19 protein-coding genes are annotated in these 20,448 nt (G+C 60.1%); 14 read left to right on the top strand and 5 right to left on the bottom strand.

Annotated elements, in window-relative coordinates; all coding sequences use genetic code 11:
• Positions 1 to 11: 11 nt before the first annotated feature.
• On the top strand, positions 12 to 1,871 hold the full coding sequence (locus tag BUC24_RS20840) for an ABC transporter ATP-binding protein/permease (protein ID WP_083599061.1): 1,860 nt from the start codon (positions 12 to 14) through the stop codon (positions 1,869 to 1,871).
• A gap of 84 nt (positions 1,872 to 1,955) precedes the next feature.
• Here BUC24_RS20840 and BUC24_RS20835 read toward each other — a convergent pair whose 3' ends face one another.
• Positions 1,956 to 3,542, bottom strand: coding sequence for a carbohydrate-binding protein (locus tag BUC24_RS20835; protein WP_218606527.1), 1,587 nt, complete (start codon positions 3,540 to 3,542; stop codon positions 1,956 to 1,958).
• A 261-nt stretch (positions 3,543 to 3,803) separates the two neighbouring features.
• Positions 3,804 to 4,226: a hypothetical protein gene (locus BUC24_RS20830; RefSeq protein WP_083599060.1), complete on the bottom strand. Its 423-nt coding sequence runs from the start codon at positions 4,224 to 4,226 to the stop codon at positions 3,804 to 3,806.
• A gap of 211 nt (positions 4,227 to 4,437) precedes the next feature.
• Here BUC24_RS20830 and BUC24_RS20825 point away from each other — a divergent pair, with 211 nt between their 5' ends.
• The 5 genes from BUC24_RS20825 to BUC24_RS20805 all read left to right on the top strand — a co-directional run bounded on the left by BUC24_RS20825 (position 4,438) and on the right by BUC24_RS20805 (position 8,838).
• Positions 4,438 to 4,935: a hypothetical protein gene (locus BUC24_RS20825; protein ID WP_073221296.1), complete on the top strand. Its 498-nt coding sequence runs from the start codon at positions 4,438 to 4,440 to the stop codon at positions 4,933 to 4,935.
• A 24-nt stretch (positions 4,936 to 4,959) separates the two neighbouring features.
• The gene (locus BUC24_RS20820) at positions 4,960 to 5,994 is read left to right on the top strand and encodes a sensor histidine kinase (protein ID WP_229448481.1); all 1,035 of its coding nucleotides are present in this window, start codon (positions 4,960 to 4,962) and stop codon (positions 5,992 to 5,994) included.
• The gene (locus BUC24_RS20815) at positions 5,991 to 6,740 is read left to right on the top strand and encodes a LytR/AlgR family response regulator transcription factor (RefSeq protein WP_073221290.1); all 750 of its coding nucleotides are present in this window, start codon (positions 5,991 to 5,993) and stop codon (positions 6,738 to 6,740) included. Before BUC24_RS20820 ends, BUC24_RS20815 begins: the two co-directional genes overlap by 4 nt.
• Positions 6,741 to 6,785: 45 nt before the next feature.
• On the top strand, positions 6,786 to 7,880 hold the full coding sequence (locus tag BUC24_RS20810) for a S41 family peptidase (protein WP_083599058.1): 1,095 nt from the start codon (positions 6,786 to 6,788) through the stop codon (positions 7,878 to 7,880).
• A gap of 100 nt (positions 7,881 to 7,980) precedes the next feature.
• Complete coding sequence (locus BUC24_RS20805; protein ID WP_143167602.1) at positions 7,981 to 8,838, top strand: TraB/GumN family protein; 858 nt, start codon at positions 7,981 to 7,983, stop codon at positions 8,836 to 8,838.
• 454 nt (positions 8,839 to 9,292) lie between these two features.
• Here BUC24_RS20805 and BUC24_RS20800 read toward each other — a convergent pair whose 3' ends face one another.
• The gene (locus BUC24_RS20800; RefSeq protein WP_073221281.1) at positions 9,293 to 9,724 is read right to left on the bottom strand and encodes a DUF6326 family protein; all 432 of its coding nucleotides are present in this window, start codon (positions 9,722 to 9,724) and stop codon (positions 9,293 to 9,295) included.
• Between the two features lie 217 nt (positions 9,725 to 9,941).
• On the bottom strand, positions 9,942 to 11,771 hold the full coding sequence (gene glmS / locus BUC24_RS20795; RefSeq protein ID WP_073221278.1) for a glutamine--fructose-6-phosphate transaminase (isomerizing): 1,830 nt from the start codon (positions 11,769 to 11,771) through the stop codon (positions 9,942 to 9,944).
• Between the two features lie 168 nt (positions 11,772 to 11,939).
• Between glmS and BUC24_RS20790 the strand changes: the two genes are divergently transcribed.
• The 3 genes from BUC24_RS20790 to BUC24_RS20780 all read left to right on the top strand — a co-directional run bounded on the left by BUC24_RS20790 (position 11,940) and on the right by BUC24_RS20780 (position 14,454).
• Positions 11,940 to 12,407 carry an Lrp/AsnC family transcriptional regulator gene (locus BUC24_RS20790; protein WP_073221276.1) on the top strand — a complete coding sequence of 156 codons (468 nt, stop codon included), beginning with the start codon at positions 11,940 to 11,942 and terminating at the stop codon, positions 12,405 to 12,407.
• 71 nt (positions 12,408 to 12,478) lie between these two features.
• Positions 12,479 to 13,255, top strand: coding sequence for an ABC transporter ATP-binding protein (locus tag BUC24_RS20785; RefSeq protein WP_083599057.1), 777 nt, complete (start codon positions 12,479 to 12,481; stop codon positions 13,253 to 13,255).
• Positions 13,252 to 14,454: an ABC transporter permease gene (locus BUC24_RS20780; protein WP_073221273.1), complete on the top strand. Its 1,203-nt coding sequence runs from the start codon at positions 13,252 to 13,254 to the stop codon at positions 14,452 to 14,454. Before BUC24_RS20785 ends, BUC24_RS20780 begins: the two co-directional genes overlap by 4 nt.
• A 188-nt stretch (positions 14,455 to 14,642) precedes the next feature.
• Here the strand turns inward: BUC24_RS20780 and glmU are convergent, their stop codons facing one another.
• The gene (glmU, locus tag BUC24_RS20775) at positions 14,643 to 16,019 is read right to left on the bottom strand and encodes a bifunctional UDP-N-acetylglucosamine diphosphorylase/glucosamine-1-phosphate N-acetyltransferase GlmU (protein ID WP_073221271.1); all 1,377 of its coding nucleotides are present in this window, start codon (positions 16,017 to 16,019) and stop codon (positions 14,643 to 14,645) included.
• Positions 16,020 to 16,046: 27 nt separating this feature from the next.
• On the opposite strand from glmU, the gene BUC24_RS20770 reads away from it, so the two are divergent.
• From BUC24_RS20770 to BUC24_RS20750, 5 genes are all read left to right on the top strand, one after another.
• Positions 16,047 to 16,946: a DUF6279 family lipoprotein gene (locus tag BUC24_RS20770; RefSeq protein ID WP_073221268.1), complete on the top strand. Its 900-nt coding sequence runs from the start codon at positions 16,047 to 16,049 to the stop codon at positions 16,944 to 16,946.
• A 68-nt stretch (positions 16,947 to 17,014) separates the two neighbouring features.
• Positions 17,015 to 17,668 (top strand): 16S rRNA (guanine(966)-N(2))-methyltransferase RsmD, encoded by a 654-nt coding sequence (gene rsmD, locus BUC24_RS20765; protein ID WP_073221265.1) that lies wholly within the window; start codon positions 17,015 to 17,017, stop codon positions 17,666 to 17,668.
• A gap of 108 nt (positions 17,669 to 17,776) precedes the next feature.
• The gene (gene coaD / locus BUC24_RS20760) at positions 17,777 to 18,274 is read left to right on the top strand and encodes a pantetheine-phosphate adenylyltransferase (RefSeq protein WP_073221262.1); all 498 of its coding nucleotides are present in this window, start codon (positions 17,777 to 17,779) and stop codon (positions 18,272 to 18,274) included.
• Between the two features lie 11 nt (positions 18,275 to 18,285).
• Entirely contained in the window at positions 18,286 to 18,540 is a 255-nt protein-coding gene (locus tag BUC24_RS20755; RefSeq protein ID WP_073221260.1) for a YfhL family 4Fe-4S dicluster ferredoxin, read from the top strand.
• Positions 18,541 to 18,744: 204 nt separating this feature from the next.
• Positions 18,745 to 20,427, top strand: a complete 1,683-nt coding sequence (locus BUC24_RS20750; protein ID WP_073221257.1) for a methyl-accepting chemotaxis protein — start codon at positions 18,745 to 18,747, stop codon at positions 20,425 to 20,427.
• The last annotated feature ends 21 nt before the right edge of the window (positions 20,428 to 20,448 follow it).

Raw genomic sequence — 20,448 nt, 5'->3', positions numbered from 1 at the left:
AAGATTGAACCATGGCTACCATTACCTCCGCGCGTCCTGTTGCTGATATTGACGACGCGCCACCGCCGCCCAAGCGACGCCGCACTGCCTTCCTGTCGCTCGCTGCGTGGCGCCAGTTCCTCAACGTGGCCAAACCATACTGGCTGGGCGAGGAAAAAAAGACCGCCTGGGTCTTGCTGACGCTGCTGATCGTGCTGATGCTGTTTGAAACCAAGTTTGCAGTCATGCTCAATAACCAGGCTGGCGAGATGACCTCGGCACTGGCGGCAAAAGAGGGCGACCGCTTCTGGGCTTCGGTGCGCGCCTGCCTGTTTGTACTGGCCTTTGCCGTGCCGATCTACGCCTTCTATTACTACATGCGCGACTTGTTCGCCAATAAATGGCGGCGCTGGCTCACCGGCCGCCTGCTGGACGGCTACCTGAAGGAGCGCAAATACTATGCCCTGGGCGCGGACAGCGAGATGGACAACCCCGACCAGCGCATCAGCGAAGACATCAATACCTTCACCGGCCGCTCCATCAACTTTTTGCTGATCTTCCTGGGTTCGGCCATGCAGCTGGTGGCGTTCAGCGCCGTGCTGTGGTCGATTTCCCATCTGCTGGTGGGCGTGCTGGTGGTGTACGCCCTGGTGGGAACGGCCTTTGCGCTGTATGCCTTCGGCAACCCCTTGATCCACCTGAACTTCTGGCAGCTGCGGCGCGAAGCGGATTTCCGTTTCAGCCTGATGCGCGTGCGCGAGAATGCCGAATCCATTGCCTTCTATCGGGGCGAAGCGCAGGAGCGTGCCCACATCGACAGCAAGCTGAACCGCGTGATCCAGAACTTCGACAAGCTGATCAAGAAGCAGCGCTCGCTCAACCTGTACCAGCGCACCTTCAGCCAGCTGACGCTGGTGCTGCCGGCGGCAATTCTTGCGCAAAGCGTCTTGTCTGGCGAGCTGGAAGTGGGCAGCGCCACCCAGGCTGCCGGCGCCTTCACGGCCGTGCTTGGCGCGGTGGGCGTCATTGTGGATAACTTTGAAAGCCTGAGCCGCTTTGTCGCCGGTGTGGGTCGCCTGCAGGCATTGTCGGACAAGATTCTGCCCAACGGCATACACGAAGCCCCCGGCGAGACCAAGGCAGCCGGGATCGAACTGCATCCCGGTACCCAGCTTTCGCTGGAAAGTCTCACCCTCCATCCGCCGCTGTCGGAACGGGTACTGATCAAGGAACTGAGCCTGGTCTTACAGCCCGGTGATGCCCTGCTCATTACCGGCGACAGCGGTTGCGGCAAGAGTTCCTTGCTGCGGGCAATTGCAGGGCTGTGGCAAACGGGGAGCGGCCGGATCCATCATCCACCGCTGGAAGATTTCTTCTTCCTCCCGCAGCAGCCTTACCTGCAACACGGGTCGCTGCGCAGCCAGTTGATTTATCCCAGTGCTACTTCCGACCTGAGCGACGAGCAATTGCTGGCCATTCTGGACCAGGTGTACTTGCCCGAGCTGGCCGAACGCGTGGGCGGCTTGTCTGCCGTGCAGGACTGGGAAAAACTGTTGTCCGTCGGCGAGCAGCAGCGCATGGCATTTGCCCGCGTGCTGGTGCACGCACCGCGCATCGTCATTCTGGACGAAGCGACTAGCGCGCTTGACAGTGGCAACGAATCAGCCCTGTACGGGCGCCTGCGCGAAAGCGGCGCTACCCTGATCAGCATTGCGCACCGGCCAGCCGTGCTGCGGCATCATACCCATGTACTGCACTTGCAGGGTGAGGGTGCATGGGCGCTGCATGCGTCGGGCGATTTCCAGTTCAGCGACGGCAGCAACGACGCGAGCCATGAAAAGGACAAGGGCGCCATGCCTGCACAGGGGACGGTCGCCGCCGCAGCCGCGTAAGCGCCCTGCGCGTTTTGCGGACAAAAAAAAGGCGCCCCGGGTGGGGGCGCCATGAACGGTCAACAGAGAGAAATCAAACAGGCCTTACTTGCGATACACGCGCACCCAGTCAACCTTCATTTGGTTCGGGAACACCGTCGCGCCATCCGGGCTGCCAGGCCAGTTGCCGCCTACTGCCAGGTTAAACAGCAGGAAGTACGGCGCATGGAATTCCGATGTGCCGTTGACGCCGCCGGCAATATTCACTTCGTGGAACTTGTTACCGTCCACATACCAGCGGATCGCCGACGCATCCCATTCCACGGCGTACACATGGTATTGGCCGAAGTCCAGGTTGCCCGATGGGCCGCCATAGTTGGCGTAATTGTTGTTTGCGTCCGACCAGTGGATGGTGCCATGGGTCATTGCTTCCGAGTTGACGTGCTCCATGATGTCGATCTCACCGCTGGCTGGCCAGCCCACCGTGGCGATGGAGTTACCCAGCATCCAGAACGCAGGCCAGGTACCCTTGCCGGTCGGGATCTTCATGCGCGCTTCCATGCGGCCGTACTGCCAGCTGGCTTTGTTCTGCGTGGTAATGCGGCCTGAGGTGTACTGCTTGCCGTTGTAGGCCTCCTTGCGCGCTTCAATCACCAGTTCGCCACCGGTCACCCGGATGTTTTCCGGTCGCGCAGTGTAGTACTGCAACTCATTGTTGCCGCCGCCATTGCCGTTGACTTCGATGTTCCATTTCGAGCCGTCCAGGGCGCTGCCGTTGAACTCGTCCGCCCATGCCAGCGTCCAGCCCGAAGGCGGCGTGGTGGGTGGCGTCGTTGGCGGGGTCGTGGTGCCGCAGCTGGCGCCGGCAATACTGATCCAGTTCAGGTTGAAGCCTGCATTGCTGACAAAGGTGCCCAGGTTGTAGGTGCCAGCGTTCACATTGATGGTGCGCTGGACGGTGGTCCAGTTTTGCCAGCCGCCCGTGGCCGGTACGGCCGTGGTGCCCAGCGGGATGGTGCCGGCATTCAGATCGGCGGAAATCACGCCGCCTGCCGACGGGGCCGCGACGCGGTAGGCCAGGGTGTAGGCCCCGGTTGTGGGGAAGGTGATGTTGTTGTGGGCCAGCCATTCGCCGTTGGCGGTCCACGCCACGTTGTAGCCGCCGCCAGCGTCGGTAGTGGCTTCGATGTCGACGTTGTCGGTGCGGTACTGGTTGCCCGTATTGCCTGCGGTGGTGTCAAAGGCGTTGGAATAATTCTCGGCCTGCAAAGTACAGGTGGAGGCAACGGTCGTGCCGCCGCCGCTGGCGCCGGTAGTCGCCTGCAGCCATGCCGTGTCGAGCGCGCCATTGCCACTGGCAACGGTGAAGAAGTAGCGGACCACGTCGCCTGACTTCAGGTTCGGCACCGTGTAAGTGTTATTGCCGCCGGAGGCAGTCATGCGGACATTGTTCTGCCCGCCGCCGTTGACGGTGTAGTGCAAATCAGCCCAGGCTGCGCTGTTGACATAAAACTGGATGGAGGTGGAGGCAGGGTTGTAGCCATAGCTGGCGCTACCTGCGGTGCCGGTCTGGGCCAGATAGACGGGGGCCTGCGCCGAGGGAGTCTGACTTGGCGAATTGTCGCCACAAGCGGCCAGGGTGCCGGCAGCCACAATGGATGCCAGCAAAATGTTAAGCGTCTTCATCTTCATGTTGAAAGTCTCCGAATTTATTTTGGGTTTTGACGTTCGGGCTACAACCGCTTCCAGCCGATATGGTCGGCACCAGAGCTCTCCGTGGAAGCGTTTCCACGAGCGTTGAGTATCTAGCACGTTTGACGGATTGTCAAAACTTGGACCGGGAAGGGGAGAAATTCGGGATGGTTGTGTGGTGTTTTCGCCAAAGTTGCCTAACGGTATTAGGCAGGCGAAAGCAAACATGGCCCTCGGACGGAGGGCCATGTCGTAACAGCATTAATACCGGTAGCGATTATCCGGGCGGCGGTCGTAGCGGTTGCGCACGCCATCGCCGTCCATGTCGCGGTCATAGCGATTGGGAACGCCGTCGTTGTCGAGATCGCGGTCATAACGGTCGGCGATACCATCGCGGTCAAGGTCGCGGCGTCCGCGGCGGTGCTCACTGCCATACCCGCTGCGCTCGCCCCACTGGCGCTGCTGGACGTAGCGGTCGTCGCGGTAATAGCGGGGCGCTGGTGCGTAGACATAGGCGGGCTGATAGTAGCGCACGCGCTCATGCGTGGTATAGCCAGCGTGGCTGTACACCGGGGCGCCGGCATTGATGGTGACGCGCACCCGGCTGTCAGCGCTGGCAGACAGGGGCAGCAGCGCGGCTGCACTGAGGGCGGTGATCATGGCAATGTTGAGAAGGCGTTTCATGTGTGTCTCCGTTTGGAATCTCGATGGGTTCAATATAATTCCGATCCGATCAGCACGGTGACTCTGAAGCAGATTCTTACAAGTGAAACAAAGCTCGCATGCCTGCCCCGACCAACCGATTGACCGCACCGGATGCACGGCTCGGCGCATTTGACTGGACCGCCCTCCGCCGAACGCCTAAGGTCACCACTTTCTGACCTCGGGACTGACCATGCGCGTTCTACTATCCTTCCTTCTTTTCGCCTTGTGCCTGCTTGGCCCGGCCCACGCTGCGGATCGGTCCGTCGCCCGCGCGCACGCGGCAGACGTTGCGGCCATCCACAAGGTGGTCGAGCAATTTAAAACCGCCATCATCGCGCATGACGGCAAGACGCTCGCCGGCCTCTTCCTGCAGGACCACGACAGCTGGTTGTCGGTCGCCGATGCGGCGCTATGGCCCGAGATAAAGGCGCGGAATCCGCAAGCCCGCAAGGTGGTACCATCGAGCTGGAAAGAGTTCTCCCAATACATTCAGAATTCAGACAAACCAGTTGAAGAGCGCTTCTACAACGTGCGCATCGATACCAATGGCGCAGTGGCGTCGGTGTGGTTCGATTTCGACTTCCTCGTTGACGGCAAGGTGAGCAATCGCGGCAGCGAGAGCTGGCAGATGGTGCGCGCAGAAGAAGGGTGGAAGATCAGCTCGATGCTGTTTTCGATGGGTGACTGAACGATCGCATTCCAGGACCCCCACGTGAAAATAGAAACACCCCTGCTTGTTCCCGTGCTTGCCGCATTGCCAGTGTGCGCCTGCATGGCCATTCTCGGCTTGCCTTCCTACGGCCATGGGCATGTTGTGGCCTTCCGTTCGCTGTTTTTCGTCGGCTGTATGGCGTGGCTGTTTCCACTGGCGCTGCTGCAGCGGGCCATGTGGCGCCGCGAATGGCCCTGGCTGCGCATGGCACTGGTGCTGCTGTCAGCCAGCTACGCCATGTCGATCCTGAACGCGCTGATGGGGCAGCGCCTTGCCATTTCGCTGGGACTGGAAACCCGCTACCAGTGGGCCGATCTGCCGCGCGGTCTGGATGGCTGCTGGCTGGCGCTGATTGCGTTCTGCGCCGTGCATGCGGTTGCGGCTTATTATCTGTCGCTGCAACGGGTACACCTCCATCTCGCCCAGGCCCAAAGCGCCACGCGCGACGCGGAGTTGCGCGCGCTGCGGCTGCAGGTCAATCCGCATTTCCTGTTCAACTCCCTGAACGCCATTTCCGCGCTGGTGTCCGCCCAGTCCAACAAGGAAGCCAACCGCATGATCGGCTGCCTGGCCGACTTCCTGCGCACCACGCTCGCGCACGACGGCCGCCACGAGCATGCGCTTGCCGACGAACTGGCGCTGCTCGATGCCTACCTGGCGATTGAAAAGGCGCGGCTCGGTGACCGCCTGCGCATGACGATGAAAGCCGGCCCCGATTTGCTGGACAGCGTCGTGCCCTACCTGGTGCTGCAACCGTTGGTTGAGAACGCGATTCGTCACGGGATCGCAACGCTGTCCACGCCCGGACACCTTGACATCCTTGTCGCGCGCGCCGGCGAGCGCCTGATCATCGACGTGCAGAACGACGGCTTGCAGCAGACGCCGGCGGGAAACGGCATTGGCCTGACCAACGTCAGGGAACGTCTGCGCCACCTGTACGGCGATCATCAAAGCGTGGACGCGAGCTGGCGTGCGGATGGCCGCTTTCATGTCCACATCTCCCTGCCACTGCACAGAATTGGGGCGCCAGCATGAAGATCCGCGTCGTGATCGTCGATGACGAGCCACTGGCCAGACTGGCGGTCAAAGTCCGCCTGGCGCAGCGCGACGCCTTTGAGCTGGTCGGTGAATTCGGTGACGGCGACAGCGCGCACGAAGGTATTCTGGCGCTCAAGCCCGACCTGGTGTTTGTCGACGTCGAGATGCCCGGCAAGACCGGCCTGGAGATGTTGGCCGCGCTAGCCCCAGCGCAGCGGCCCATGGCGATTCTGCTCACGGCCTACGACAGCTTTGCCCTGCAAGCGTTTCAATTAGCGGCCATCGATTACCTGCTCAAGCCTGTCGATGATGAACGCTTTGACGACGCCCTTGACCGCGCGCAGCAAGCATTCCCATACCGTGGCCAAGTGCGTGCCGCAGCCCCGGCTGCCCCTGCGATACATACCTTCAGCGTGCGCAACGGATCACGCACAGTCCTGGTCCCCGCATCTGAAGTCGAACGCATCGAGGCTGATGGTGACTACGCGACCTTGCACGCGAACGGTAAAACCTGGTTGCTGCGCGAACGCCTTCACCACTTGATCATGCAGCTGGACCCGCGCCAGTTCCACCGCGTGCACCGCTCGTCCATCGTGCGGCTGGACATGATCGCCGAGCTTTGTCCGCTCACAAACCGCGACGCCTTGCTCCGTCTGCGCGACGGCAGCGTGCTACGCGCCAGCCGCTCCTACATGCCCGCCCTGACGGCGGCATTGCAACAGCTGAACAAGAATGCGGAGTGATGCAACGCCACGAATCATCGATGTGAAGTCCAACTGGAGGCAAATATGTCAGGTAAGAAGGAGTTTTTTGCAGGCGTCGTGTTAGGTGCGATGTTGTCGCTTCCCGTCTTCGCCACGCCGGAGACGCCCTTGAGCGCCTCCGCGCGCGCCGCGGTCTTGCAGACACTGGCAACAGAACTGATCACGAATTACATCGATCCCGCTGTAGCGAAACGCGTCGGCAATGCGATCGCCAAAAAGAATGCGCAAGGCGGCTATGCCTCCGCGGCGAGTGCGCAGGCGTTCAGCGCGGCTCTGGCAAAGGATCTGCGCGACTTGAGCGGAGACCTGCATTTCAACGTCAAGTTTGATGAACGTTTACTGAAGCCCAGCAGCGAAGCCGCCGCACCCCGCCCGAACGATATGGACGACGCCCGTACCCAAGCCATCCGCGCGGGATACGGCATCGAAAAAATTGAGCGCCTTCCCGGCAACGTTGCCTACATAGAGCTGAGCAAATTCGGCCCCGCGGATGTGGTCGGTCCTGCCTACACTTCTGCGATTTCCTTGATGGCGGGCGCTGATGCGCTGATTCTCGACCTGCGCCGCAATGGGGGTGGTTCCCCATCCAGCGTCGCCTATTTGATGAGCCATTTCTTCCCTGCTGGCGACAAGCGTCACCTGAACGATCTTTATGACCGGCCGTCGAACACAACAAGGGAGTACTGGACGCTGACGACAGTCACGGAGCGTTACCGCAAACCCGTCTACGTGCTGACCTCGGCGCGTACAGGTTCGGCTGCCGAAGAATGCGCCTATAACTTCCAGACGCAGAAGCGCGGCACCGTGGTGGGCGAAACCACCCTGGGCGCCGCCAATCCCGTGAGCCCGTATCGCCTTGGGCACGGCATCGTGGCCGCGATCCCGGATGGACGCTCCATCAATCCCATCACCAAAACCAGCTGGGAACGCGTAGGTGTGAAGCCGAACATCGCCGTGCCCGCAGCGCAAGCGTTGCAGTCGGCCCATGTTGCCATCTTGCGCGATCTGGTGACATCAGCGACGGATGAAGGTGAGCGCATCAAACTGCAGGGCATGCTGGCAATGGCGGAAAAAGGCGAGTCCGAGACGCCCGTGTACATCTCCAATGCGAAGCGTTGAGGGCAGGGCAGCGGCGCGCATGCCGAACGAAAAAATCGCTTCCAACCGCCTGTTGAGGGACTTGCCATGTTAATGTAAGAGCAATTTTATTGAATCAATCATGCGCACAACTATGCCGTTGAACCCGACCCCATCTTCTGCCCCGAAACCGGCATCGCGCCATGTCCTGATCGCTGCGCTGCTTCTGTTCAGCTGTGCTGGCGCGCGTGCCAGCTGCTATCAGGAACTCAAGCGCGCACTGCCGGACGGCGGCGTGGTGGTGTTCGGGGAATATCACGGCACCCAGGAAGCGCCGCGCTTCTTCGGCGAATGCGTGCGCGAGTTTGCAGCCCGGGGCGAGCGACCCGCCGTATTCCTGGAAATGAGCACCTCCGAGCGCGCGCGTCTGGCCGGCTTCATGGCGTCGCGCATTGATGAAAAGGCGCTGCTCGAAGGCGCCCATTGGGGTTCTGAAGATGGCCGATCGAGCCAGGCCATGCTGGCCCTGCTGCGCGCGTTGCGCGAGGACACTGCCGCCGGGCGGGTACGCAGCGTGACGCCGTTCGACATGCCGTACGACACACCGGACAGTGTCTCCGACAGTATGCGCGACAAAATCATGGCGTCCAACCTCCTGGCGGCTATCCCGGCAAAGGGATATTCCCTGGTATTCACCGGGAATACGCATGCGCGCCTGCAGCAAGGCATGCCGTGGAATACCGCTTTTACGCCCTTCGCCATGCAAGTGCGCGACAAGGTAAGCAAACTGGTCAGCCTGGACTTGCGCTACCTGGCAGGGTCAGCCTGGTCCTGCACGCCAAAGTGCGGACCGGACAGCATGGACGACGCGCTCGACGGCGTGACCCGGCGCGATACGCCGGCCGTTGCGCTGGGCGTGGACGACCCGGCTTACAGCGGCACTTTCTTTGTCGGCAAGCTGAGTGCCTCGCCGCCGGCCCGGTTGGCGCAGGTGCGCTGAGCCCGATGGCACATCACGAACGAGTTCGCACGCACCCGCATGCCAGGCATGACCTGCCGCTTCAAGTATCGCGATCAGGTTGGACAATTCGAGTACGTCACCGACTGCTCCTGGCTTGAAGAGGCAGGAGCAGGGTTCACTGTACGTGAGCGTGCCTGTCGACGCCACCATGGGCTGCGACAGGCAAGGGCCCGCTCCGACCAACTTTATTCGCCCTAGTGGTGTTGTTGACCACACAGAATATAGTTGGTCGGGCTGGCCAGGCTAACCCGTTGATTTCACACCGTCGCCGCAGGACGAAAGTTGGTCGGGCTGTGTGAGTTACGCGATGGTCCGGACTCGCGAGCAAATAAAGTTGGTCGAACTCGTACTGGCACGCGTCGTGTGCTCGCGGTCGCGATGGACCGCTTACGCCCCAAAGCGGACATTCGGAGCGAGCTATCTCTCTAGACCCTTATTCGTTTCTTGGCCAAGTCCAAGCATGCCAGACAATTCCCAAGAGAAGTGCTATCTCTACCGCGCCTAGGAGCTTATAGAAAATCCATCCACCTTGGGTAATCACGGACAACACAATCGCCGCAAATACGAATCCGAATATGAGATTCATCCATTTGTTGATGATAGGTTTCAATATCAGCGATAGATAGACCATAACGCTCTGTATCGCCAACATGGATGCGGTTCCCACTAGGATTCCTTGAGTCACGGGACCTAACGGAAGAATTTTTCCATCAAGCATACTGCTAAGTTTTCCAGGAACATATAACTCGAAATAGTCCCCGTAGAGATAGCAAAAAAGCGTCGCAGCCCATAGGCCGGACAGTTTAATTTTTACATCGACCTCCGTATCCAGCAGGGCATTTTTAATGTTATTAGTTGGACTCACAAATTTTACCCTTTACAGAAGCAGATTGAAAAATGAACGAGGCTATCGAACTGTCCGCATCTGGCCGACAACTGCCCGTCGATCGCGCTCACTGTACATGAGCTTGCTCGCCCCGCCCAGCTTGCCGGTGATTGCACAGATCACCTCACCCGACCAACTTTATTCTGGCTCGACCAACTCTATTTGCTCTAGTCATTGGTCTCGCCTCAACCACGCTTTACTCGACGGTCACCGACTTGGCCAAATTGCGCGGCTTGTCCACATCCGTGCCCTTAGCCAGCGCCGTGTGATACGCCAGCAGTTGCAGCGCTGCGACGTGCAGAATCGGTGACAGCAGGCCATAGTGTTCCGGCAAGCGGATCACGTGCAAGCCATCGCCCGAGGTGATGCGCGAATCGACGTCGGCGAACACATACAGCTGGCCGCCACGGGCGCGTACTTCCTGCATGTTGGACTTCAGTTTTTCCAGCAGAGCGTCGTTCGGGGCAATTGTGACCACCGGCATTTCATCGGTCACCAGCGCCAGCGGGCCATGCTTCAGTTCGCCTGCTGGGTAAGCTTCGGCGTGGATATACGAAATCTCTTTCAGCTTCAACGCACCTTCCAGCGCGATTGGGTAGTGAATACCACGGCCCAGGAAGAGGGCGTTGTCCTTGCGTGCAAAGTCGTCCGCCCAGGCAATAATCTGTGGTTCCAGCGCCAGCACTGCTGCAATCGCGACTGGCAAGTGGCGCATTTGCTTGAGGTAAGTGGCTTCCTGTTCGTCGCTCAGATGGCCGTTGACCTGGGCCAGCGTCAGGGTCAGCAGGAACAGCGCCGCCAGTTGGGTGGTAAACGCTTTGGTCGAAGCAACGCCCACTTCCACGCCCGCGCGGGTGATGTAAGCAAGCGCACACTCTCGCACCATGGCGCTCGTGGCAACGTTGCAGATCGTCAGCGTGTGCACCATGCCGAGGCTGCGCGCATGCTTGAGTGCGGCCAGGGTATCAGCTGTTTCGCCGCTTTGGGTAATGGTGACAACCAGCGTTTTCGGATGCGGGACGGTATCGCGGTAGCGGTATTCGCTGGCAATTTCAACGGCGACCGGCACTTTGGCAACGGACTCGATCCAGTACTTGGCGGTCAGGCCAGCGTAGTAGCTGGTGCCGCAAGCCAGGATCAGGACGCGGTCAATTTCCTTGAAGACGCGCGCGGCGCCATCACCGAACAGTTCCGGCATGATGCCGGTCACGCCTTCGAGGGTGTCGCCGATCACGCGTGGCTGTTCAAAGATCTCTTTCTGCATGTAATGACGGTATGGGCCCAGTTCGGCAGCGCCGGTGTGCGCGTGCACGGTTTTGACTTCGCGCTCGACCGAGCGGCCGTCCACATCCACAATCCAGCACTTGCCCAGTTGCAGGTCGACGACGTCGCCTTCTTCCAGGTAAATGATCTGGTCGGTGGTGCCGGCCAGCGCCATGGCGTCTGATGCGACAAAGTTTTCGCCTTTGCCAACACCGACGATCAGCGGCGAACCTTGGCGCGCGGCGACCACGCGGTGCGGCTCTTCACGACTGAAGACCGCAATTGCGTAGGCGCCGTGCAAGCGCTTGACCGCCAGTTTCACGGTCTCGAACAGGTCGCCGCTATACATATGGTCCACCAGGTGGGCAATGACTTCGGTATCGGTCTGGCTTTGGAACACATAACCAAGGGCGCTCAGCTCGGCGCGCAGTTCGTCGTGGTTCTCGATGATGCCGTTGTGCACCAGCGCGATGCGCGCGTTGGCTTCGTTCGGCGAGAAGTGCGGGTGTGCGTTATGGGAGGCCGGCGCACCGTGCGTCGCCCAGCGGGTATGGGCGATGCCGGTAAAACCTTGCATACCGGCTTCGTTAATTTGGCTTTCCAGTTCGGCGACGCGGGCCGTGCTGCGCGAGCGCTGCAGTTTGCCATCCACGTGCAGAGCCACGCCGCAGGAATCGTAGCCGCGGTACTCCAGGCGCTTCAGGCCTTCGACCAGGATGGGGGTGATATTACGTTGCGCTACTGCTCCGACGATGCCACACATGGGATAACCTCATGAAAAAATTACAATGGACAGATAGTAGTGGTAACACAATGAAATATGCTGTCGAATTTACTATCTAATTGGTATATTATTTCATTAATAGCATTGATCGAAATAATATTTCATTTTTACGGCAGTTTTTTTGTATTTCCTTATTGCGGACACACAATGTCACCACTTGATCTCGACGAAGTTGATCGTCGCATCCTCAATGCCCTGCAAATTGATTCCTCGCAGACCAATGCCGAGTTGGCTGAACGGGTCCATGTTTCGCCGCCCACCTGCCTTCGGCGCGTTAAGCAACTGACGGAAAGCGGCGTGATCGAGCGCCAGGTCGCCATTGTTGCGCCCGACAAGGTGGGTGTGCGCCTGACCGCCGTGGTCGAAATCACGCTCGATGTGCAAGCAGCCGAACGCATGAGCGAATTTGAGCAGTACGTTGCAGCTGAGGCCGCGGTTCTGCAGTGCTACCGCGTGGCGCCCGGACCGGACTTCGTGCTGATCGTGCAAGTTGCCGATATGCCCGCCTACCATGCGCTGGCGCACCGCCTGTTTGCGACCCACACCAATGTGCGCAACGTCAAAGCGTACTTTTCCACCTACCGCAGCAAGTTCGAAACCCGCATCGCCGTCTGAGCCATCGCAAGCGATTCCTTGTAGAAACAGTGTCTACTGGCAGTGTTTTGAAACATGGCAAGGATGCGGCGATGGATGCGATGCTCTTGAATGGCCGAAAAGCGATGCTGACCGGCATTCCCGGCGACTTGGTCAGCCTGTCACGTGTGCACAAAGTGTATGGCGGCGGGATCGCGGGCGTGCATGCCTTGCACGATATCGAGCTGCACGTCGCAACGGGCGAAATGGTGACCGTGTGCGGACCTTGCGGCAGCGGCAAAACCAGCTTGCTCAATATTGCAGGCATGCTCGACATTGCTTCCGAAGGAAACGTCGTCATTGCCAGCCTGCTGGTATCGCGGCTGTCGGAACAAGCCCGCGCCGATTTGCGCGGCGAAATGATTGGCTTTGTGTTCCAGTCGTTCAGCCTGATTCCAGTAATGACGGCGCGCGAGAACGTGTTGCTGCCTCTGCTGCTGCGCGGCAGTCTTGCACAGGGAGAGTTGTCGGCAGCCCACGACCGGGCCGACGCGCTGCTGGCCCAGGTCGGGCTGGCAACCCAGGCCCAGCACTACCCATCAAAGCTGACCGCAAGCCAATGCCAGCGCGTCGCGATTGCCCGCGCGCTGGTCACACGGCCGCGCCTGGTCATTGCCGACGAGCCCACCTCGCGTCTGGACAACGGCTGCATCCGCCTTGTGATGGACCTCTTCTCGCGCCAGCAACAGGAGCAAGGCACGGCGTTTCTGATTTCCACGCGCGACCAGCGACAGCTCAGCCGTGCCGACCGGACCTTGCAACTGAGCGAAGGTAGGCTGCAGAGTCTTCCCAGTACAGGATCGCGCCGGCCACTGCGAGTGCAGCTATGAGTCCGGCGCGCCTGGCGCTGCGCTCGCTGTTGCGCGGCAGCACGCGCAGCCTACTGGCCGTGGTGCTGATTACCGCCAGCCTGTGCGTGCTGGATTTGTACGCTGGCCATGTTGCCAGCGAACGCGCGCACATGGAATACGAGGCCGTGATTGGCGAACGGCTTGGGCACCTGGCCATCGTGCGTGCGCCCGCGCCCGGCGCCGCGCCCACAGAGCGCATGTTCACGCCGGATGAAGCGGAGCGTGTGATCCGCCTGGCCGAATCGAACGCAGGCGTTGCGCTGGTGGTGCCGCAAATGCGTGTGGACGGCGTAGCCAGCACTGGCCAACGCTCGGCTTTGTTTCAGGGCCAGGGCATTGTGTTAACCGCAGAACAGTCCGACACCACGCGCCAGTTACCGGGCAAGCTCAATTCGGCTGCGCCAAACGGCATCGCGGTTGGCAGCCGCGACGCCAAGTCGCTGGGCTTGTCGACTGGCAGCACGCTCACCCTGACTGGCGCCACGCTCGACGCCCGCGCCCGGACAATCGAGGCGCAGGTCGTCGACATCTACAGCGGCGTCACTGCACGGGCCCGCCAGCCGATATTGCTGCCGTTCGCGCTGAGCCAATCGCTGCTTGATACGGAACGCACCGAGCGAATCGTGGTCTACCTGTCGGATCCCCAGCACGCCGAAGAGCGGCGCCTGTCACTGGCAGCATCGTTGCGCGCGGCCGGCATTCCTGCGCAAATCAAATCATGGCAGGAGCAATCGGCCGTGTATGCAAGCGAGCGCAGCGTCACAGATATCGCCTTCGACAGCGTCGCCGGTATGGTATTTGCCGTTATCGCCGCCACGGTGGCAGCCACCATGTCCATGAACGCGCTTGAACGGCGGCGCGAGGTTGGGACGCTGCGTGTGCTGGGCATGCGCAGCAGTGGCGTGTTCGTGATGTTCGTGATGGAGGGTTTGTGGATGGCGCTGGCTGGCGTGGCGCTCAGCCTGGTGGGCAGTGGTTCGATCGCGTGGGTCATCAACCGGGCCGCCCTGTCGTACGCAGTCAGTCCCGGCATTGGCAACGCCCCGATGCTGGTCGAGTTGGATTTTTACCGCATGGGAATGGCCGTGCTGACGGTGCTGGCGGTGGCCCTGCTGGCAAGCCTCGTGCCCGCGTTCAAAGCCGCCCGCGCCGCAATCGCCCCAGCTCTAGCTGCCTGACGCAATTCGCGAAAAAACTTTAACGCCCCCCATCGTCCTCGCGTAGGCGGCGGTCCGACGATTCGGGACCCATTGCACGCTGGCGCTGAGGTACTGCTTGCGTGGTATGGGTCCCCGCCTGCGCGAGGACGATGTTGTCAAGTCTCCTGGTCAGGGACAGGGCTGGCAGACCGCCAGCCTCCGCCTGATTACTTCTTCACCTTCACCGGCCGTGTCCACCCATCAATCGTGGTCTGCTTCGACCGCGAAATCGTCAACTTGCCTGCCGGCGCATCTTTGGACAAGGTCGTCCCCGCACCCAAGGTCGCGCCCTTGCCCACGGTAACCGGCGCAATCAACTGGCTGTCGCTGCCGATGAACGCATCATCCTCAATCACCGTACGGAACTTGTTAGCCCCGTCGTAATTGCAGGTAATGGTGCCCGCACCAATATTGACGCGCGAACCGACCGTAGCGTCGCCCACATACGCCAGATGATTGGCCTTGCTGTGCGCGGCAATCTGGCTGTTCTTGATTTCGACGAAATTACCGATGTGCACATCCTCAGCCAGCTCGGTGCCAGGGCGCAGGCGGGCATACGGTCCAATCACCGATTTCGGCCCAACCACCGCTTCTTCAATATGGCAGAACGGCTTGATGTTCGCGCCAGCCTCAATGCGCGCATTAACGAACACACTGTGCGCACCGACGGTCACGCCATCGGCCAGTTCGACCCGGCCTTCGAACACGCAACCGACATCAATACTGACATCGCGCCCGCAAATGAGTTCGCCGCGCACGTCGATGCGCGCCGGATCAAGCAAATGCACGCCTTTTTCCAGCAATGCCTGGGCAATATTGAGCTGGTGGCGACGTTCCAGTTCAGCCAGCTGCACCTTGCTGTTCACGCCCGCCACTTCCCACTCGGCCGAAGGATGGGCCGACACCACTGGTACGCCATCAGCCACGGCCTGGGCCACGATGTCGGTCAGGTAGTACTCGCCCTGGGCATTGTTGTTCTGCAGTGCAGACAGCCATTTCTTCAAATGACGGGTGGGGGCGACGATGATGCCGCTGTTGATCTCGCGAATGGCGCGCTCTTCGGTACTGGCATCTTTTTCTTCGACGATGCGGCGAATTTCGCCGTTTTCGCGCACGATGCGGCCCAGGCCGAAGGGGTTGGCTTGCTCCACAGTGAGAATGGCCAGCTTGTCGCCACCCGCCGCTTCAACCAGGCGCTGCAGGGAATCGGCCGTGGTGAGCGGCACGTCGCCGTACAGAATCAGGGTCGGCACGTTTTCATCGAGCTGGGGAACAGCCTGCATGACGGCATGCCCGGTGCCCAATTGCGGCTCCTGCAGGGCGGTGTCGATCGCGGCATGGCTGCCATCATTGAGCTTTTGAACCATTTCTGGCACCGCTGCGCCACCGTGGCCGTAAATAACGCATAATTTGCTCGGTGCAAGAGTACGTGCGGTATCGATAACGTGCCGCAACAACGGCTTGCCAGCCAGTGGGTGCAAAACTTTCGGGAGCGCGGACTGCATGCGCTTGCCCATACCGGCGGCGAGGATCACAACGTTCATAAGCAGTTGGTCAAAGAGTTGATAAAGATGAAAAAGTTTAACACGCAGGACCCTTTCTTCCAGCGCTTTCGCTTCCTGTGCGTGATTGCAGTCATGCTGGCGCTGGCCGCCTGCAGCAGCGTTCGCTTTGCCTACAACCAGGGCGACACCCTGTTGTACTGGTGGCTCGACGCCTATGTCGACCTCGATTCCGAGCAAGCCGGTTCGGTCAAGGAAGATATCGGCCAGCTCATCAACTGGCACCGCAAGACCCAGCTCAAGGATTACGGACAGCTGCTGGCCAATGGGCAGCGCCAGCTTGCCAGCGGCAACGTGAGCCAGGCTGACCTGAAGACCCATTACCGCGAAATCAAGTCCCGCACCGAGCTGCTTGCATACAAGGCCTTGCCCGAACTGGCCGACCTGGCCCTGTCGGTGAAGCCGGATCAAATCGACAACATCGAGAAGAAATTCGAGAAGAACAACGAGACCTTCCGCAAAAAATTCGTCAAGATCGACACCGAGAAAAAGCAGCAACTGCGCTACAAAAAATCGATGGAGCAGTTCGAGCTGTGGTTCGGCAATTTCAGCAGCGAGCAGGAAGCCGTATTGCGCAAAGCATCGGACGTGCGTCCCTTGAACAATGAAATCTGGCTGGAAGAGCGCATCATCCGGCAAAAGCGCATTGTTGCCGTGCTGCGCGAAGTGCATCAGAAAAGGCTGAACAAGGACGCGACCATGGCCTTGCTCCACAAGCTGCTGGAAGAAATTTTCGGCCGCTTCGAGTCGCTTGACCGTAAGCCCTTCTTTGACAGTTACATCGACAGCACCATCAACCTGGTCCATACGGCAATACGGATTTCGACACCGGCCCAGAAAGCGCACGCCCAGAAACGCATGCAAGGCTGGATTGACGACTTTAAGGCCCTTTCCGCGGCGGCCAAGTAATCAGGTCTGGCGGGGCGGGGCTTGAGGAGCGCATGCTATAGTGCCGCCCATTGAATTTGGGTCTTGTCATGCAAAAAAAACCAGCCAAAGTTCCGGTCCACCGGGCCCCGCCGCCACAGCAGGTACGCATCATTGGTGGTGCCTGGAAACGCACGCCGCTGCCTGTTCTCGATGCGCTCGGCCTGCGTCCCACGCCCGATCGCGTGCGCGAAACGGTCTTCAACTGGATTAACCATCTGTGGAACGCGAACTGGGCTGACGCCAGCTGCCTCGATCTGTTCGCCGGTAGCGGCGCGCTCGGCTTTGAAGCCGCCAGCCGCGGCGCCCGCGCCGTCACGATGATTGATTCCCACACGCCCGTGGTGCGCCAGCTGGAAGCCATCCAGACCAAACTCAAGGCCGACAATGTGCAGATTCTGCGCGGCGACGCCCTCACCAGCGCCCAGGGCATGGCCCTGCGTGGCCAGCGCTACGACCTGATTTTCCTGGACCCGCCGTATCACCAGGATTTCCTGTCCAAATCGCTGCCGCTGTGTCAGACCTTGCTCACCGCCGGTGGTCTGGTCTACGCCGAAGCCGGTGCGCCTTTGCCGTTTGCCCCAGAAGATGGCAGTGCGCCGCCCGACTGGCTTGCCCCCTGGGAGCTGGTGCGCTCGGACAAGGCGGGCGTGGTCTTCTATCATCTGCTTCAACTGCGCAAGAACGTGGCCGCATCCGCGTAAATACCTGCCCTAGGCCGGTCGGCCCCTGCGGGCCCCGGCCACCCCGCAGGCTCCCCCTCGATTTCAGGCATAATGCGCCTTCTATATTGGTGCATTTCAGGAGCCGCAATGGTTGTAGCTGTATATCCAGGAACCTTCGATCCGCTCACCCGCGGTCACGAGGATTTGGTGCGTCGCGCCTCCGGCCTGTTCGACACGCTGGTGGTCGGCGTGGCCGACAGCAAGAACAAGCGCCCTTTCTTCTCCCTGGACGAGCGCCTGGAAATCGCCAACGAAGTGCTGGGCCATTATCCCAACGTGAAAGTCGAGAGTTTTTCCGGCTTGCTCAAAGATTTTGTGCGCAAGCATGATGCGCGCGTCATCGTGCGCGGCCTGCGCGCTGTCTCGGACTTTGAATACGAATTCCAGATGGCGGGCATGAACCGTTACCTGCTGCCCGATGTCGAAACCCTGTTCCTGACCCCGTCCGACCAGTACCAGTTTATCTCCGGCACCATCGTGCGCGAGATCGCCATGCTTGGCGGCGACGTGTCCAAGTTTGTGTTCCCGTCGGTCGACCGCTGGCTCCAGAAAAAAATCGCGTCAATGACGCCTCCTGTTGAATAAGTTGCTTCGCCATGGCCCTGCTCATTACCGATGACTGCATTAATTGCGACGTTTGCGAGCCCGAGTGCCCGAACGACGCCATTTACATGGGTGCAGAAATCTACGAAATCGATCCCAACAAGTGCACCGAGTGTGTCGGCCACTTCGAGGAACCCCAGTGTCAGCAAGTCTGTCCTGTCAGCTGCATTCCTTTTAATCCGGCCTGGCGCGAAACCAAGGACGAATTGATGGCAAAGTACGAACGCCTGACGGCTGCCAAGTCCTGAGGGCGCGCGTCGCACTATGCGGCGGGCGAATACCTGATATTCGCCAAATTGATGGCAAGCGGCACAAACACCACAGCTTCAGTGGGAAAACGATAACGAACTGCTTCTAAATCGTCCTCCACGGCAACTGTGTGCGGTCTTAGATGGTATATTTTGCGAAGCAGGTTTTCGCACGACCACTCTATTTTCGGGACACGGATTTCCATGATCAAAAATCTCAGCATTGGCCAGCGCCTGGCGCTCGGTTTTGGCGTCGTGATTGCCTTATTGCTGTTGCTGGCTGGCTTATCGTATGTACGGATTGCCAGTCTGAATCAGGAAGTGGCCAAAATGGTCGATGCCCGCTATCCCAAAACGGTGGTGGCCAACAGCATCAAGACCGATGTCAGCGAAGCCACGCGCAGCATGCTCAACGTGCTGATCATGACCGACCCCAGCCAGATCGCCAAGGAACTGAGCAACATCGAGGCACGCAACGCGGCCGCCACCAAGGCTTTGGCCGAGCTGAGCAAGTCCACCGCCGATGCCAAGGGTCAGGAAATCTTGAAAAACATTGCCACCGTGCGTGACCGCTTCATCCCAGGGCAAGCCTCGTTTGTCGGCCTGATCAACGAGGACAAGAAGGATGACGCGATGGTCAAATTCATGTTCTCGCTGCGTCCCCAGCAAAACAAATACCTCGATCAGCTCGACAAGTTTGTCGCTTACCAGAACGAGGAAATGGTCAAGGCAGGCCAGGATGCATCGGCCCAGACCCAGCGCACCCAGCTGATGATCATGGTGCTGGCCGGTGTGGCGGCGCTGCTGTCGCTGGTGGTGGCTGTGTTTGCCACGCGCAGCATTACCACTCCGCTCAAGGAAGCCGTCGGTGTGGCCCAGCGCGTCGCCAACGGCGACCTGACCAGCGATATCCATGTCAGCAGCAGCGACGAAACGGGCCAGATGATGGAAGCGCTGCGCCACATGAACGCCAGCCTGATCAAGATTGTGGCGCAAGTGCGCAGCGGCACGGATTCGATCGCGGAAGCGTCGGCGGAAATCGCCAGCGGCAATATGGACTTGTCTTCCCGCACCGAGCAGCAAGCCAACTCGCTGGGCCAGACCTCCAGCTCGATGCGCGAACTGACCAGCACCGTGCAGCAAAATGCCGACAACGCCCGTCAAGCCAACCAGCTTGCCGCCAAAGCGTCCGAAGTGGCTGCGCGAGGCGGCTCGGTGGTCTCGCACGTGGTCGATACCATGGGCTCGATCACGGCGTCGTCGAAAAAGATTGTGGATATCATCGGCGTGATCGACGGCATTGCCTTCCAGACCAACATTTTGGCCCTGAATGCGGCCGTGGAAGCGGCCCGCGCTGGCGAACAGGGCCGCGGCTTTGCCGTGGTGGCCGCCGAAGTGCGCAACCTGGCCCAGCGTTCAGCTGGCGCTGCCAAGGAAATCAAAGCCTTGATCGGCGATTCGGTCGACAAGGTGCGCGAAGGCAGCACCCTGGTTGAACAAGCTGGCGTGACCATGGAAGAAGTGGTGGCCAGCGTGCGCCGCGTGACCGATATCATGGGCGAAATTACTTCGGCCAGCCAGGAACAAAGCGTGGGCATTGCACATGTCAACACGACAATACTTGAAATGGATGAGACAACACAGCAGAATGCTGCCTTGGTCGAGGAAGCGGCAGCTGCCGCGGCATCGATGCAGGATCAGGCAGCCGGTCTGGCCCGGGTGGTGAGCGTATTCAAGCTCGACGCTAATGCCGCCTCAGTGTCGGCGCCGCAGGTGGTGTCCACCGTCAAGCCCGCTGCTGCGTTAAAGGAAAAGAAGCCGGAAGCCAAGCCGGCGGCGCGCATCACCCAAAAACAGTCCAACGGAGAAGACTGGGAAGAGTTCTGAATTTTGATGATTTTAATGACA

Origin of the sequence: Massilia sp. CF038 (assembly GCF_900129765.1) — a bacterium.
In the GTDB taxonomy this organism is placed as follows: Bacteria; Pseudomonadota; Gammaproteobacteria; order Burkholderiales; family Burkholderiaceae_D; genus Telluria_A.
This window is presented reverse-complemented; position numbering and strand designations above follow the sequence as displayed.

Coding starts and splice junctions, on each gene's coding strand:
- BUC24_RS20755 (WP_073221260.1), top strand. CDS start 18,286: ATGGCCCTGCTCATTACCGATGACTGCATTAATTGCGACGTTTGCGAG.
- BUC24_RS20815 (WP_073221290.1), top strand. CDS start 5,991: ATGAAGATCCGCGTCGTGATCGTCGATGACGAGCCACTGGCCAGACTG.
- BUC24_RS20805 (WP_143167602.1), top strand. CDS start 7,981: ATGCGCACAACTATGCCGTTGAACCCGACCCCATCTTCTGCCCCGAAA.
- BUC24_RS20790 (WP_073221276.1), top strand. CDS start 11,940: ATGTCACCACTTGATCTCGACGAAGTTGATCGTCGCATCCTCAATGCC.
- BUC24_RS20770 (WP_073221268.1), top strand. CDS start 16,047: ATGAAAAAGTTTAACACGCAGGACCCTTTCTTCCAGCGCTTTCGCTTC.
- BUC24_RS20840 (WP_083599061.1), top strand. CDS start 12: ATGGCTACCATTACCTCCGCGCGTCCTGTTGCTGATATTGACGACGCG.
- BUC24_RS20810 (WP_083599058.1), top strand. CDS start 6,786: ATGTCAGGTAAGAAGGAGTTTTTTGCAGGCGTCGTGTTAGGTGCGATG.
- BUC24_RS20830 (WP_083599060.1), bottom strand. CDS start 4,226: ATGAAACGCCTTCTCAACATTGCCATGATCACCGCCCTCAGTGCAGCC.
- coaD (WP_073221262.1), top strand. CDS start 17,777: ATGGTTGTAGCTGTATATCCAGGAACCTTCGATCCGCTCACCCGCGGT.
- BUC24_RS20785 (WP_083599057.1), top strand. CDS start 12,479: ATGGATGCGATGCTCTTGAATGGCCGAAAAGCGATGCTGACCGGCATT.
- glmS (WP_073221278.1), bottom strand. CDS start 11,771: ATGTGTGGCATCGTCGGAGCAGTAGCGCAACGTAATATCACCCCCATC.
- rsmD (WP_073221265.1), top strand. CDS start 17,015: ATGCAAAAAAAACCAGCCAAAGTTCCGGTCCACCGGGCCCCGCCGCCA.
- BUC24_RS20835 (WP_218606527.1), bottom strand. CDS start 3,542: ATGAAGATGAAGACGCTTAACATTTTGCTGGCATCCATTGTGGCTGCC.
- BUC24_RS20780 (WP_073221273.1), top strand. CDS start 13,252: ATGAGTCCGGCGCGCCTGGCGCTGCGCTCGCTGTTGCGCGGCAGCACG.
- BUC24_RS20750 (WP_073221257.1), top strand. CDS start 18,745: ATGATCAAAAATCTCAGCATTGGCCAGCGCCTGGCGCTCGGTTTTGGC.
- BUC24_RS20825 (WP_073221296.1), top strand. CDS start 4,438: ATGCGCGTTCTACTATCCTTCCTTCTTTTCGCCTTGTGCCTGCTTGGC.
- glmU (WP_073221271.1), bottom strand. CDS start 16,019: ATGAACGTTGTGATCCTCGCCGCCGGTATGGGCAAGCGCATGCAGTCC.